The organism is bacterium (assembly GCA_022616075.1).
Classification (GTDB): Bacteria; Acidobacteriota; HRBIN11; order JAKEFK01; family JAKEFK01; genus JAKEFK01.
The window spans coordinates 1-14,194 of sequence record JAKEFK010000228.1 but is presented as its reverse complement, the minus strand read 5'-3'; the positions used below and the strand labels follow the sequence as shown (position 1 = coordinate 14,194).

The window sequence follows — 14,194 nt, the reverse complement described above, 5'->3', positions numbered from 1 at the left end:
GAGGTTTTACTACAACGGACAAACGGTATAATTTAACCGCAGAGGTCGCAGAGAACGCAGAGGAAACACAAAGTTTTTGTTTTTTTCTCAGCGGTCTTGGCGTTCTCTGCGGTAAAAAGGAGTTTTAGATGAGGTTTTTTGATGCGGTGTCCCCGTTTGACGCGAGATACTACGGAGCGGATGAACGATTCTATGGAAAAGTCCACAATTATCTATCGGAAGAAGCTGGCATTCGCTACTTTCTACGAATCGAAGCTGCGCTTGTGGAAACTCTGGCGGACTATGGTTTTTGCACACGTGAAATCAGCAGAGAAGTTTCTGGCGCGTGCAATCACGTAACCGCTGCCGAAGTTTACGAAGAGGAAGCCCGAATCCAGCACAATATCAGAGCGATTGTAAACAGCATTCGGCGAAAAATCAGTGAAAAGGCCCGCGGTTACGTGCACCTGTTCGCAACATCCAACGACATTATGGATACGGCCGCGGCTCTCCGATTCAAAGAGTTCGGGCTGCAAGTCCTTGTGCCGGATTTGGTCGAACTGGTAGAACTTTTGGTACAGATGGCGCGCCAGGAAGCGGAAACACCACAAATTGGACGAACCCACGGGCAACATGCAGAGCCAATCACTTTTGGGTACGCAATAGCTTTGTTTGTGAGCCGCCTTGGAGGTCGAGTACTGAAACTGGAGCAGGCCTGCAGGTCACTTCGCGGGAAGTTTTCCGGTCCGGTTGGCGCTCATAACGCGCTTTCTCTGGCCGTCGGCAATCGCGCGCTTTCTTTTGAACGGGACCTGCTGGCCAAACTTGGCCTGGAACCAAGTCCTACCGGCATTTCCTCACAACTAACGGAACAGGAACCGGTTACGGATCTTGCCTATACCGCAGTTTCGATGATGGGAATCCTGGCCAATTTTGCGGACGATATGCGTCATTTGTATCGAACCGAAATCGGTGAGATCAAGGAAAAATTTCAACCTGAGAGAGTGGGTTCTTCCACCATGCCTCACAAAGTGAATCCAAAAGATTTTGAAAATGTGAAGTCATTCTGGAAAGCTTACGTGCCCCGACTGACCACCGTGCTGATGGATCAAATCTCTGAACACCAGCGTGACCTGACAAATTCGGCAAGCGGAAGATTTCTAACCGAATTGTTTGCAGCAGCCGATTATGCAATTTACCGTACTGCGAATGTGGTTCGTCAAATCGAGGTAAACCGTCCAAAGATGCGAGAAAATCTGGACTTTTCCCGCGACGCAATCATCGCGGAACCACTCTATATTCTGCTGGGCCTTCATGGTTGTCCGGACCCATACGACTGGTCTAAAAAATTGGTAAATGCTTCGCGCCAAACCGGGAAAAAAATGACGGAGCTTGTGGAAGCGGAAAAAGAATTAAAGCCCTACTTCTCAAAATTCACACCGGAAGAACGGGAGCTCATCAATCATCCAGAGAAATATGTCGGGAACTCTGTCTCCGGGACAATGGAGACGTGCGACTACTGGCTGCGACAATGCGAAGAAGTCCGGCAGCGTTTGTAGTGGCAGAGCATTTGCCATTGTAGTGAAACGGATCTGAAATCCCCAAAATACTCGCATAGCCATGGGCCAGCTCCCGGCTAGCAAATGCTCTGCAGCGTGCGCTTGGAAGCAGAGCATTGTCTCAGCAAACTAAGAATGTTGCAGGACGCAGATCGAATTGACAAGCAAGTTCAAACCAGAGCAACGGACAATGCTCTGCCACTACCAATAAAACTTAGGAATTAGCAGGCTGCACATCAAACTCTACAAAAATCGCAGCGGCAATCACGGTAGTCCATAAATGGTCTTTATGACCAACCGCTGATTGCGTCACATTGCGCGCGCCGACAATGTGATCGGAAAGCTGGTAGATTTCTCTGTTTGCGTCCCAGCTTTTGTCGGCATCGAACTCCAGACCCAGGGTCGTTGCAAGCATACCGGCGGCAAGATCCTCAGCATAGTCACCCGCTTCCTTTTCCGTTTCACCAAAACTGTGGTGTTCCGACAGATAGCCGAATAGATTCTTGTCTCTTGGTATCGCAACTCCTACCGAAGCGGCAATCAAACGGTGTGGCTCATTCGTTGCGCTCTCCGACATAACCGCAAACGTGATCTGACCGGGTCGCAAATATTTTTTCCCTTCTTGTATCGAAAGAATTTTGCAGTTTGGCGGAAAAATAGAAGAAACGCGCACAAGGTTCAAAGGCGCAATACTCGCATCGCGCAGCGCCATTTCAAAACTTGTTAATTTTTCTCTGTGAACGCCTTTTCCTTTCGTCAAAAAACACGTTTTAGGTACCATCGCTTCTCCTGGTTAAGAAATTGAAAAATACGATATCAAAAAATCTCAAGAAAGTGAACAGTGACAGTGACTAGTGGTCCGTTCGAAGCAGGTGTAACAGGCGTTGCATGGATTGGGGAACAAACTGATGTTCTTGCAGAGCGCGCAATCCGTATTTTTCCCGCAATTCGAGCAAACCGGTCTTGAGATCCTTGGCTTTCCTGAGGAAAGCGCTGACCTCCTGCGCGCGATCATCTATGCAAATGTCCACTTGATCCATATCAGTCTGGGAAGCGGAACGGTAGGATTTCCAGTGAGAAAAAACGCGAAAGAGAAGGTAGTAACCGATCACATTCGGACCGGGCACCACCATAATAAATAAGGAAAGAGGAAGTAAAGCCAGATCAATGAACAACCATCGCAGGTGATGATAAGAGCGGTCCCGCAACATTCGTTTTAATTTCATTCGAACTTCAGCAGGATCAATCGGCCGGTTCAGAGCAACCGTAACTTTTCGAAAAGATCGAAGCCTGCGAACAAATCGATCACCGGCAAACGCTTCACATGCGACTCGTTCATACCTCTGTTTCAATCGTTGCCAGAGCTCGCGCCCCTTATCAGAGGCTTTCTTCCATCCAGGTTCGTGAATGATCTGCTCTTCGAAAAACAATAAGTCCGGTGTCTGCGGATCTTCTTCTGCACTGAGATAAAGCCAGGCAACACGGATCTCAGATATAGAATTCGCCTCCTGTAAGCCAGTCATCGTCACTTAATAATAATGAAATTCGTTCGTAATTAGTAGTAGGTAATCGTAAGTAATCGTGGATCTTGATCGTAATCATAAATCCTAGTTATGATTCTCCCGACTAATGAGACATACGACTAAGACTAAGAATCACGATCACGATTACGATCCACGACTAACGCGATCTTATCCTTTTGACTTCTTCTGCCAGCCGGGTCTGGTCACCGGAGCCAAAGAGGACGCCAACTTCAGATAGCAAAGCGCAAACAATTTCTTCGAGCGCAGCGGAAACAAGCTCGAACCTGGCGGTTTCAGGAATTGGTGACAGATTTTTCAAAAGTACATCAAAGTCCAATCGACCATAAACATCCATCCGGAGGTTTCTCGTCACATTCGGCATCGTACCCTGAACCTGAATGATCGCGCGTTCGGCCAGCTTGTCCGCATCATCCTCTCCTAATTTTTGCTGAGAATATTCATATATATGAGAGTAAACATCGTTGTATCCTTCCACGAGATCGTGAAGATCTGCCTCCAGGTCGGCAGAAGAAGGAACGTAACTGGGAATTTCACTCGATTCGGCGGATTCCTGTATTCCCAGAGCTCCAATCAGAAGAAAGGCCCACAGGATGCGGCATGTTTCAAAATTCGAAACATAGCTCATGCTGCAAATGTCTTCGACTTTAAAACGGCCTTTCTCGCAAAGCGAGAACAGATGCGATTCCTCAGGATTCAGGCTCAGATTCATGAGCACTTTGTCCGAATCGCTGACCGGCACGAGAACGCTTGTAAAAGAGCTGATACCCTTGCTGATCCGTGACCATGACGTAATCGTTTTGGTGCCGGAAAAAATAAGCTCCTCCGGACTGGAGTTCAGCAAAATCATCTCCTGCGTATCCACGTCCTTCAACGCAAGCTCGTAGGTGCCTTTCACCGCATCAAACAGGCTGATGATAATGGCGCGGACCTGATCCCGGACGCCCTCCACGAGTTCATCGGCGCTGATGGCGCCGTTTTCGCAAAGAATAGCGCCCAATCTTTTTCCCGGTCGCACGATCTTCGTTGCGTCCAGAAAGCTTCGCACCGTAATGCGACCGGACCGCAACAGAAATTCTCCTAACCGGTCATCCATGGAAGTGGAGGCGGCGAATACCATTTGGCCTTTCTCCACAAACACCGTTTTCTTGTGTTCCCGGATAAAACAGGTCAGCACACCGGTTTCTTTGCTCCTGCAAACAGATCGCAAGAGCTCTGGAATCGCAGATTCTTCGAGCGATCCCCGGATCGTTAAATCCTCTTCCATCCTTCAACCTTTCAAAGGTTAGATTGATTGCGCGATCGCAATCGCATTCTTTGATTGATTTTTGATCGTAAACATCGCACGATCGGCCTGTCGAACCAGATCATCCTTTGTATTCGCATGAGCTGGAAAAGAAGCAATTCCAATGCTGCCGGTCAGATTCACCTGGGCGTTTTCGCTGATCCGGAAAGGTCTACTTGCGATTGTGCTACGAATGCGGTCCGCAACCTGTAAAGCGCCCTGCGTGTCTGTCTCCGGCAAAACAATGCAAAATTCATCGCCCCCGTAACGAACCACTTTGTCAATACCACGAACAGTAAGAATGATTCGATGAGCGATTTCTTGCAGTGTTTTCGACCCTATCAGATGGCCGTACTTCACATTCACTTCTTTTAGATTGTCCACGTCAAAGAAGATCAGTGAAAGATCGGATCCGTACCGTTTTGCGCGTAAAAATTCTTCTTCCAAATACTCTTCGAAATATCTACGGTTGTACGCTTCCGTTAAATCATCTTTAATGGTCAGCTCTTTGGTTTTGTAATGAATGATTGCATTATGAACAGCTCCGGCGATTTCCTCACTCAAGAGTGAAAGGAGCTTGAAATCATCCGCGGTGAACAATTCGCTATCTTCGTACTTCACCATCACCAGTTCTCCCAGCGGTTGATCTTTCCACCAGGTCGGTGTGACGATCATTGCGGCAACTCGTTGTCCATTTGGAGTGTAAATGGGAGGATCTGTGGGATGAAAAAGGAGTGGCTTCCGCTTGGAAAGGATGTCGTAAAACTCTTTTTCCGGCAGACCAAAAAATTCTGCGCTGCGATCCGCTCCACTGACCCCCCGAACCGCTTTCATCATTAACATGTTGGATTTCTCATCCAGTAAGAGAATCCCTCCGCCATCGGCTCCTGTAAGCTCAATTGCAGAATCCACAAGAATATTGGTCAGGCCATCCAGCTCCATCGTCAGTGCGATCTCTTTAATGATCTGCAACAAGGTTCCTTCCCGGTGATAAACAGGGCGGTGCTTTTTCGCAGCGAAAATGCCATCCCGGTAGAGCGTTTCAAAATCGGACAGCGGAAAAGGAGTCGGCCAGTAGTGCCTTGCGCCGGATTGCATGATGCGAACCGCCAGATTCACATCGTCCGGACCAACAACAAGCAGTTGGGAGGGTGTTCTCAATTGCGACCAGAGCTCGTTTATCAAATTGGCGTCCGCGGCAGATTCCAGATTACAAAAAACGAGCGTGTAACTATCTGCTCGAACTTTTTGAATCAGTTCTTCCTTTTCCCGAACTTGCTGAACTTGCCATCCTTCTTTATCCAGAAAATCGGAAACCGTCGCTAACACGTCGTCCCGATCATAGATCAAGGCGGATTCTTTCATGAATTCATTTTATTTTTTCAGGAAGTTGGAAATGAGATCGACCGGCAACGGGAAGATGATGGTTGAATTCTTCTCAGCAGCGATCTCTGTTAAGGTCTGAAGATATCGCAATTGAACTGTAATCGGATTGGCTGACATTACGACCGCTGCTTCCGAAAGGGATTTGGAGGCTTCCAGTTCACCGCGGGCATGAATGATCTTTGCGCGTTTTTCCCGCTCTGCTTCCGCCTGTTTGGCCATGGCGCGCTGCATTTCCTGGGGCAGATCCACATGCTTTACCTCCACCATGGAAACCTTGATTCCCCAGGGATCCGTGCGTTCGTCTAAAATATGCTGCAGACGTGCGTTCAGGTCTTCCCTTTCGGACAATAAACCGTCCAGATCTACCTCCCCTAGAATCGAGCGCAATGTGGTTTGCGCCAACTGAGAAGTAGCATACAGATAATTTTCCACTTCTACAATGGCTTTTGTCGGTTCGAACACGCGGAAATAAACGACAGCGTTCACTTTGACGGAAACATTGTCCCGCGTGATGACATCCTGAGGCGGCACATCGAGTGTGACCGTACGCAAACTTACTCGCACCATTTTCTCAACAGGGTATGCAACCAGAACAATCCCGGGTCCGCGAGGAACCGGCACCAGTCTTCCCAAACGAAAAACAACGCCGCGCTCATATTCACGAAGGATGTTGATCCATGATTTCAATAGAAAAATCGCAAACAAAACAACGATTCCATAAGGAATCCAGTTTTCTAACATAGAATCTCCTCGCTTTACTGCTTTTCCACTCGCAAGTTTAGGCCTTCTACGGAAACGATTTTTACCTTTTCACCTTTTGAAATCGGTTCGTTTGCCGTTGCATTCCACAGTTCGCCATGCACAAAAACCTTGCCGCTTCCATGAATGTCTGTTTGTGCAATGCCTGTTTCCTGCAACAAACCTTGAAGGCCGGTAACCGGCTTACGCCGGTGCAGAGACACAACCATGAATAAAAGAAACGCCATGGTCGCCGTGATCAAAAACACAGACGTGCCGATCACTTTATAGCTGATCCGCATTTCAGGAATGGGAGCGTCAAACAACATGGTGGCGCCGAGTACAAAAGATACAACTCCGCCGATGGTCAATAAGCCATAACTGGTAATCTTGATTTCCAAAAGGAACAGAACAATCGAAAATGCGATCAACATTGCGCCAATATAATTAATCGGTAAAATCTGCGCCGAAAGGATACAAAGTGAAAGACTGATAACACCCACAATTCCCGGAAGAATCGCGCCTGGATGATAGAGTTCCATGAGAATACCGATCATTCCGATGCTAAATAGAAGCACGGTGATGTTCGGATCAGCAAGAAAAGACAGGAACCGTTGCCTGCGCGTCATTTCATAGGCAATCACTCTGGGTTTGTTGAGGTTCAGTTTCTTTTCCGATCCATCGAACCTTTTGATGGTTAAACCGTTCGCTTTCTGCAGTAGTTCATTTTTATCCTTCGCTATGAAATCGATCAGTTTCCATTTCAGGGCTTCTGTTTCAGTAAAAGAAATCGAATCCCGCACAGCTTTTTCAGCCTGTTCAATATTTCGAGAACGCTTTTCGGCCAGCGTCTTTATATATGCGACTGAGTCCTCGGTCGCTTTCTTCATCATCGTTTTTCTATTTTCTGTTTCTTCGCCGCCTTCCCCAATCGTGACAGGATGAGCGGAGCCCAAATGCGTTCCCGGCGCCATGACTGCCAGGTCTGCTGCGATCGTAATAAAAAAGCCTGCAGAAGTCGCCCGCGCGCCTCCCGGCGCCACGTAAACTGCAACGGGTACTTTTGAATTCACCATCTTGGAGATGATGGTTCGCATGGGCCCGTCAATGCCGCCTGGAGTTTCGACCTGCAAAATCACAAGCTCTGCATTTGTCTCCTGTGCATGATCGATTCCGCGCGTAACGTACTCCGATGTGACCGCATGGATGGGACCATCCAGAAAGATATGGACCACCGTCGATTCTGCTGCAAAAGAGATCGAACAAAGAAGCAGAAAACAAACGACATACAAACTATTTGTTTTCATAGAGATAGAATGGCACCTGTATTTTAATTATAACGCGGAACAAACAATTCAGGTAGTGAGACCGAAGGTGGAGAAAAGGAGACCGATCAGATAAATGGAACCAAATGCAACCAGAGGAAGATTCGATTCATAGGAGAAAGCCTGTGCACGACGCAACGCGCTTAAGGTATCCTCCTCCGCGATGTGAGGAATTCCGGCTTTCGAAGCGGCACGGATCAACTCCCCTGTCCCGGCGCAGCGCCCGAGAGGCTTAACGCGTGTGAGAACGATGCGCGCCGCGTTGCGGCTCACCGCCTTGAGCATTTCACTTATGTTCTTATCTTTCATCGCGGTGAAAAGAAAAATGCATTGCGACCACTCGACATCCTCTAAAAACTGAGCAAGCGCGCGAGCGCCCATCGGGTTGTGCGCACAATCGAGCAGCACAGGTGGATCCTGACCCGCCACTAGCTCCAACCGCCCGGGCCACTTTGCTTCCTCAAAAGCTTTAATTACCAGGTCCCTGTTTAACTTCCATCCCCTTTCGGCAAGCACATCTGACGACAGCAACGCGATCGCTGCATTCTGAATCTGATGCCTGCCCCGCAAGCTCACGCGAATTGTTTTGTTCCAGGGAGTGTAGAGAAAAACAGGAAAGCCATTTTCCAGCCCCGCTTCTACGATATTAGATGCATCGACAGCATGAACCGGACTTCCGGTCTCCTTACAGAGTTTTTCGACCACTACTTGCGCCTCCTCCGGTAATTCTCCCGTTACCATTGGGACCGAAGATTTCGAAATCATTGCTTTCTCTACAGCAATGCTTGCCAGAGTTTTCCCAAGATAGTTTTCATGATCCAGTCCGATGGTCGTAATAATGGATAGCTCTTGTGCGATTGCATTTGTGGCGTCATGTCGTCCGCCAAGCCCGACTTCCACCACCGCGCAATCCACTTTGCTTTCAAAAAAATGCAGCAGGCCGGCAGCCGTGAGCGCTTCAAAATAAGTCGGCGAGAGCGAAATCCTATCCATTGCATGGAATACTTTGTCCATGCATTTTTCGAAGTCCTCTTCCGAAATCTTCCGGCCATTCACGCGAATACGCTCACGAACATCAATCAAATGAGGAGAGAGGTAGTAGCCCGTTCGCAGATTATTTTTTACGCAAATAGACTCAAGCATCGCGCCGACGGAACCTTTACCATTTGTGCCTGCAATCAAAACGGAGGGAAAGTGTTTTTCCGGATTTCCAAGCTCCTCGAGCAGTTTACGAATATTTTCCAGGCCAAACTTGATCCCGAGAGTTTCGAGTGATTCCAGGCGCTTGTAGATATCGGACATTTGTACACATCTCGGAGGGCGGGCGTCCCTGCCCGCCAAATGAGCCCTGTATTTAAGGCGGGCACGGAGGCCCGCCCTCCATTAATTTTTTGAGTTCATATACTGGAGGGCTTTGATGAGGTAATCGCGCATTTGTTTGCGTTCCACGATGTCATCGAGCATGCCGTGTTCTAAGAGAAACTCGGATCGCTGAAAACCCTCTGGCAATTTTTGCCGGATTGTTTGCTCGATGACACGCGGTCCTGCGAAACCGATGAGCGCTCGCGGTTCAGCGATATTCAGATCACCCAGCATTGCGTAGCTCGCCGAAACTCCACCTGTTGTTGGATCGGTCAGAACCGAGACATAAGGCAGGCCCGCATCATCGAGACGGGCCAGGGCCGCAGAAATTTTCGCCATTTGCATCAGAGAAAGCGCGCCTTCCTGCATCCGCGCGCCACCTGAACAGGAAATGATGACAAGCGGGGCGCGATGTTGCAGACAATGTTCGATTGCGCGCGTGATCTTTTCCCCCACGACACTGCCCATGCTCCCACCCATGAAGGAATACTCCATCACACACAAAAGAACGGTCTCTCCGGCTAATTTTCCTTCCACGATGCGGATTGCATCCGATTTTCCAGCCGTATTCCAGCTATTCTGCAGACGATCCCGATACTTTTTCGTGTCCTTGAAACGAAGCACATCCACAGAAAGAATGTTGCCGAACAATTCCCGGTAAGGTCCTTCATCCAGCAACAGGCGGATCCTGTCTTCGGAACTGATCCGGAAGTGATAGTTGCATTTCGGGCAGACGTTTAGATTGCGATCCAGCTCCTTGTGCCAGATGATCTGCTGGCAACCTTCACACTTCATCCAGAGGCCTTCCGGGACGCGTGAAGGTTTTTCCTGGAGTGGTTCTTTCGGCTTCTTTTCTTTTCTAAACCAGGACATTTTTAAGGGCCCAAAGAGTTCAAAGGTTCAAGGGTTCAAAGTGCTGTTTAAAAACACTTTGAACGCCTCAACACTTGGAACAAGATGCAGGATGTGTAGATTGAATACTGTAGATAACAGCCGGGTTACGCCTCGACTACGTCTTCTGCGCTTTCCCCTGCTTCCTCTCTCTTTTCCAGTTCGTTTTCTACGCCCAACATAGCACAAGCGGCATCATACATCATGCGAACATTCTTTTTGTCATTCTGCAATTCGGCGAGTCTTTCTTTGACTCTGGCCAGTTCTTCTTCAATTCTCGCATCGATTTCATCGATCTGCCGTTTGGTCATGTCGAGCGCGTTTTCATAAAACTTCTGTTGTTCCTTTGATAGTGCCGGCATAGATTAGGATCCCTCCGTTAGTTTTGTAATGTTTTAACCTTGCACTTTAAAAACGATTGGATATGTGATCCAAACTTTCACTTTTTTACCCGCTTTAACAGCCGGCCGGAACGTCCATTTTTTTGCAGCTGCGACGGCGGCTTCGTTTAATCCAACGCTGCCACCAGCAGGTCTAAGAACCTTTACATCCCCCACTTTCCCGGCTTCTGTGACTAGAATACTTAAAACTACCGTGCCCTCCACCTTCTGTTTGAAGGCAGCAGGAGGATAAGTTGGTTTCACGCGACTAATAACTTCCGGTTTCTGCACATCAACGCCCATTTCCACAAGATCTCCTTCATTTACAGAAGGTTTCTGTTCGGCAGGCTTCGGTGTTTCCTTGGGAGCTTCTTTCACAGGTTCCTGCTGTGGTGGTGGCGTTTCCTGAACAGGAGCTGGAGCTGGCTGCACCTCCGCCTTTGTTTCCTCTGGTGGAGGAGGCTGTTGTTGTGCTTGGGCTGCTGCTGCTTCTTCCTCTCTCTTCTGCTGAGCGAGTTTCTCTTCTTGTTTCAACCGGTCTTCTTCTTTTATTCTGGCTTCTTCTTCCCGCTTCTTCTTTTCTGCTTCTGCTTTTTGTTCGACTAATTTCTTCTCTTCGGCAGCTTTCTTTTCATCCACCGGCTTCTTTGTATCCACAGGAGTTGTAACGGCCGGCTCTTTCGCGGGAGTTGTCGTAAGATCAGGTGACGGCGTAGGCGTAACGGCCGGCTGATTTACCTGCGTTTTCTTAACGGGAACTGGCGTTGGCGGCTCGGAACTGGGGCGGAAAAGAATGTACGCGACGATCCCGACCAAAACCGCAGCACCGATGCCTACGGGTAAAATCGGAAAACGCTTGTGTTCCTGGGAGGCCATCATATCGGGAACAGAGATATCGCGGAACCCTGTCTTTTCAGCCGGCACTGGCGCCGCTTCCGGGGCTGCAACGGGAGCTTTCTGCTCTTTCGCCGGTGCAACAGGTTGAGGAGCCGGTTTCACAACAGCCGGTACCTCTTTTGGCTTCACCGGCTCGGGCTGAGGTTTCGCCGCGACAGCAGGAACCGCAGCGGCAATTGGTGCGCTGACAGGTTTTGCCGGCTCTTTTTCAACAGCAACCTCTTTCATTTCTCCTTCATGAGATTCATCCGGGAAGAGATCGCGGACGTAGTTCGCAAGCGAAGCGCCGGTTGCGGTATAGCTTTCAGAATAAAACAAGTTATCCAGATCTTTCTGCATCTCGTAAGCAGACTGGTAACGATCATCCGCATTTTTCTTCAACGCGCGGTTTACGATTTTTTCCAGTTCAGCAGGAACACGACTGTTGAACTCCCGTGTTGGGGTGATCCTGGCTTCACGAACTTTTTCCAGAATCGTAACCTCCGTGTCGTTTTCATCAAAAAACAGAGGACGTCCGGTAAGAAGCTCATAAAGCACAACACCGAGACTAAAAATATCGCTTCGCTTGTCTACGGCCTTGCCCCAGGCCTGTTCCGGAGACATGTACAGAAGTTTGCCTTTCAACGCTCCATGCTGGGTAACATGGGCTTTTGTTGCGGCCTTTGCGATTCCGAAATCGACAAGTTTTACTTCCCCTTCATAAGAAATCAGAATGTTTTGGGGAGAAACGTCGCGGTGAACGAGATTCAACGGTTGTCCGTTCGACCCGCGCTTGCGGTGGGCATAGTCCAACGCGCTGGCAATCTTGGAAATGACCAGCACGGAGAGGTCAACCGACATCGGTTTCCCTTTCGTTCGCGAAGATTTCAAAATCCCCCGCAGATCTTTACCGTGAACATATTCCATCGCGATGTAATACGCGTTTTCAATCTTTCCAAGATCGAAAATCTGGCAGATGTTATGGTGGGTCAATTGAGCCGCGAGTTTTGCCTCATCGATGAACATGGTTACAAATTCTTCATTTTCGGCCATGTGAGGCAGGATCCGTTTGATGGCCAGGATTTTTTCAAAACCTTCTACGCCTTTCCGCTTTGCTAAAAAGAGCTCAGCCATTCCGCCCGTTGCGATTTTTTCCAGCAACAAGTATTGGCCAAAATTGATTCCTTCTTCTTCGACAACTTTTGCTGCAACAGCGGCAGGAAGTGCATCCTTCATCGGGGCAGGAGCAGGTTTTGCAGCTACCGGTTCCGGCTTCACTGGTTGTGGTTTTGCCGGTTCCGGTTTTATAGCTTCCGGTTTCACAGCTTCCTGTTTTACAGGTTGCGGTTTCATCGGTTCCTGTTTCGGTATCTCTATTTTGCGCGTCGGTTCCACGACGGGCGGTTTTGCAGCGGCCGCATGCGGCTTCGCTCCTGCAGGAGCCGGTTTCTTTAACCCGGAAAGGGTGTCGGAAAGTTTTTTCTCCAGATCCAAGTCCATGCCGGCTTTCTTCGCATGCTCAGCGGCTTTGAAGCTTTTCGGCATTTCGATTGCGACGGTCGGGGCTGCCGGCACTTTCGTAGGTTCTGGAGCGCGTGGTTCCGGCGCCGGCGCTGCTTTCGCCGGTTCTAGCTTGGGTTCAGGAGTCGGCGCAGGAGCGGGTGGCGCGGGAGTCACAGCAACAACCGGCGGCGCAGTTAAAACTTCCGTTGACCGCTGATCACCCGACATTTTTTCCGACTGAAGTTCTCTTTCAACACTGGCAATCACGTCTGTGAACAGGTCTTCGGAAGTAAACACTGCTTCAGAAGCCGCAGGCTTTTCTGCCGCAGATGTGGATTCAGATACTTCTGCTTTTTCAGAAGCAGGCCTGGCTTTTTGTTTCTTGACTTCCAGATCCAATCCAGCCAGAGATTCTTCTAATTTCTTTGAAATTTGGTCCTTACTTTTGGGCTTTTCAGTCACAGTTTTTTTCTCACCTGCCGGCCTTGAAGCGCCAGTCACATCTTCCTTGACCATCTTGTTCAACAGATCCCTGCTGAACTGCATGGTCCTTTCTTCGTCTTCGATCGCTATTCGAGATTGTCCATTCTCCTGAACAAGACCCTGTAAAATCGTGACCAGATTCGAATCTTCAATCGGCTTTTCAATGTATTCGGTCGCGCCATATTTATTGATCGCATCTACGCGATACCGTTTGCCTTTGTAAACATCGGTAATGATTACCACAGGCGTCTTCTCGCCGCCTGGCAACTTTCGAATATTGCTACAAACCTCAAAACCATGCATCTTCGGCAGCATGGCCGAGAGCAATACTAGATCAGGAGCAAGAGTTTTAAACTGGTCAATTGCAGTTAGACCGTCCCCGCAAGTGGAAACATCAAATCCTGCCCCTTCCAGAACCTCCCGAGTATGGGTCAGACTTCTGGGGTCATAATCCACCAGGAGAATTCGTTTACCTGGCATCTGAGACACCCCTATTCAAAATAATAATTACCTAGACGAAGAATGCGTTTTTTATACCACCAAAATGCTTGAAATGTCAATGTTTAGACCTCCCAATCCATCTCTTCAAAATGCGGTCCAGGCGCCTGAAATTGTATCGATCCGGCCTGCGGATGTTCCTCCAAAACGATGTCCTTTTGCGATAGCATAATCCGGAACCGGATGGTATCACCGGATCTGGCATTGAGATCCTCAAAAGGCACTTTCACTTCCAAAATTGAGCCCACACCGCATTCGCAATGATGGTCCAACCGGATCCAACCATCATCTCTTTCCTTTTCCAGACTCATTTCTATCGTGCCATCCTCTTTCGGATAAATAGAAAGGATAAAGGAAGGCAAAATGAAAATCTGAAAACCGTAACCTT

12 protein-coding genes are annotated in these 14,194 nt (G+C 48.8%); 1 reads left to right on the top strand and 11 read right to left on the bottom strand.

The genetic code is table 11. The annotated features are described in order from the left end of the window. Window positions 1–128 precede the first annotated feature (128 nt). Entirely contained in the window at window positions 129–1,538 is a 1,410-nt protein-coding gene (locus tag L0156_18815) for an adenylosuccinate lyase (protein MCI0605043.1), read from the top strand. 214 nt (window positions 1,539–1,752) lie between these two features. Here L0156_18815 and L0156_18810 read toward each other — a convergent pair whose 3' ends face one another. The 11 genes from L0156_18810 to L0156_18760 form a co-directional block, all read right to left on the bottom strand. Further along, a complete protein-coding gene (locus tag L0156_18810) occupies window positions 1,753–2,319 on the bottom strand; it encodes an arginine decarboxylase, pyruvoyl-dependent (protein ID MCI0605042.1) in 567 nt (188 codons plus the stop codon). Window positions 2,320–2,389: 70 nt separating this feature from the next. After that, window positions 2,390–3,061 (bottom strand): mitochondrial K+-H+ exchange-related family protein, encoded by a 672-nt coding sequence (locus L0156_18805; GenBank protein ID MCI0605041.1) that lies wholly within the window; start codon window positions 3,059–3,061, stop codon window positions 2,390–2,392. Window positions 3,062–3,218: 157 nt separating this feature from the next. Further along, window positions 3,219–4,346 carry a DUF4388 domain-containing protein gene (locus L0156_18800; GenBank protein ID MCI0605040.1) on the bottom strand — a complete coding sequence of 376 codons (1,128 nt, stop codon included), beginning with the start codon at window positions 4,344–4,346 and terminating at the stop codon, window positions 3,219–3,221. 18 nt (window positions 4,347–4,364) lie between these two features. Continuing rightward, window positions 4,365–5,729: a sensor domain-containing diguanylate cyclase gene (locus L0156_18795; protein ID MCI0605039.1), complete on the bottom strand. Its 1,365-nt coding sequence runs from the start codon at window positions 5,727–5,729 to the stop codon at window positions 4,365–4,367. A 9-nt stretch (window positions 5,730–5,738) separates the two neighbouring features. Beyond that, window positions 5,739–6,491: a slipin family protein gene (locus L0156_18790; protein MCI0605038.1), complete on the bottom strand. Its 753-nt coding sequence runs from the start codon at window positions 6,489–6,491 to the stop codon at window positions 5,739–5,741. Window positions 6,492–6,505: 14 nt separating this feature from the next. Then, window positions 6,506–7,795, bottom strand: coding sequence for a nodulation protein NfeD (locus L0156_18785; protein MCI0605037.1), 1,290 nt, complete (start codon window positions 7,793–7,795; stop codon window positions 6,506–6,508). A gap of 48 nt (window positions 7,796–7,843) precedes the next feature. Continuing rightward, the gene (locus L0156_18780; GenBank protein ID MCI0605036.1) at window positions 7,844–9,115 is read right to left on the bottom strand and encodes a hypothetical protein; all 1,272 of its coding nucleotides are present in this window, start codon (window positions 9,113–9,115) and stop codon (window positions 7,844–7,846) included. 81 nt (window positions 9,116–9,196) lie between these two features. After that, complete coding sequence (gene accD / locus L0156_18775) at window positions 9,197–10,048, bottom strand: acetyl-CoA carboxylase, carboxyltransferase subunit beta (protein MCI0605035.1); 852 nt, start codon at window positions 10,046–10,048, stop codon at window positions 9,197–9,199. Window positions 10,049–10,173: 125 nt separating this feature from the next. Further along, on the bottom strand, window positions 10,174–10,428 hold the full coding sequence (locus tag L0156_18770) for a hypothetical protein (GenBank protein ID MCI0605034.1): 255 nt from the start codon (window positions 10,426–10,428) through the stop codon (window positions 10,174–10,176). 33 nt (window positions 10,429–10,461) lie between these two features. Continuing rightward, window positions 10,462–13,788 carry a TonB family protein gene (locus L0156_18765; protein MCI0605033.1) on the bottom strand — a complete coding sequence of 1,109 codons (3,327 nt, stop codon included), beginning with the start codon at window positions 13,786–13,788 and terminating at the stop codon, window positions 10,462–10,464. Between the two features lie 83 nt (window positions 13,789–13,871). Continuing rightward, on the bottom strand, window positions 13,872–14,194 hold a 323-nt coding region (locus tag L0156_18760), incomplete at its 5' end, for a hypothetical protein (protein MCI0605032.1).

Bases quoted from the DNA above. Each gene is read 5' to 3' on its own strand.
- L0156_18815 (MCI0605043.1), top strand. From the start codon at position 129: ATGAGGTTTTTTGATGCGGTGTCCCCGTTTGACGCGAGATACTACGGA.
- L0156_18810 (MCI0605042.1), bottom strand. From the start codon at position 2,319: ATGGTACCTAAAACGTGTTTTTTGACGAAAGGAAAAGGCGTTCACAGA.
- L0156_18805 (MCI0605041.1), bottom strand. From the start codon at position 3,061: ATGACTGGCTTACAGGAGGCGAATTCTATATCTGAGATCCGTGTTGCC.
- L0156_18800 (MCI0605040.1), bottom strand. From the start codon at position 4,346: ATGGAAGAGGATTTAACGATCCGGGGATCGCTCGAAGAATCTGCGATT.
- L0156_18795 (MCI0605039.1), bottom strand. From the start codon at position 5,729: ATGAAAGAATCCGCCTTGATCTATGATCGGGACGACGTGTTAGCGACG.
- L0156_18790 (MCI0605038.1), bottom strand. From the start codon at position 6,491: ATGTTAGAAAACTGGATTCCTTATGGAATCGTTGTTTTGTTTGCGATT.
- L0156_18785 (MCI0605037.1), bottom strand. From the start codon at position 7,795: ATGAAAACAAATAGTTTGTATGTCGTTTGTTTTCTGCTTCTTTGTTCG.
- L0156_18780 (MCI0605036.1), bottom strand. From the start codon at position 9,115: ATGTCCGATATCTACAAGCGCCTGGAATCACTCGAAACTCTCGGGATC.
- accD (MCI0605035.1), bottom strand. From the start codon at position 10,048: ATGTCCTGGTTTAGAAAAGAAAAGAAGCCGAAAGAACCACTCCAGGAA.
- L0156_18770 (MCI0605034.1), bottom strand. From the start codon at position 10,428: ATGCCGGCACTATCAAAGGAACAACAGAAGTTTTATGAAAACGCGCTC.
- L0156_18765 (MCI0605033.1), bottom strand. From the start codon at position 13,788: ATGCCAGGTAAACGAATTCTCCTGGTGGATTATGACCCCAGAAGTCTG.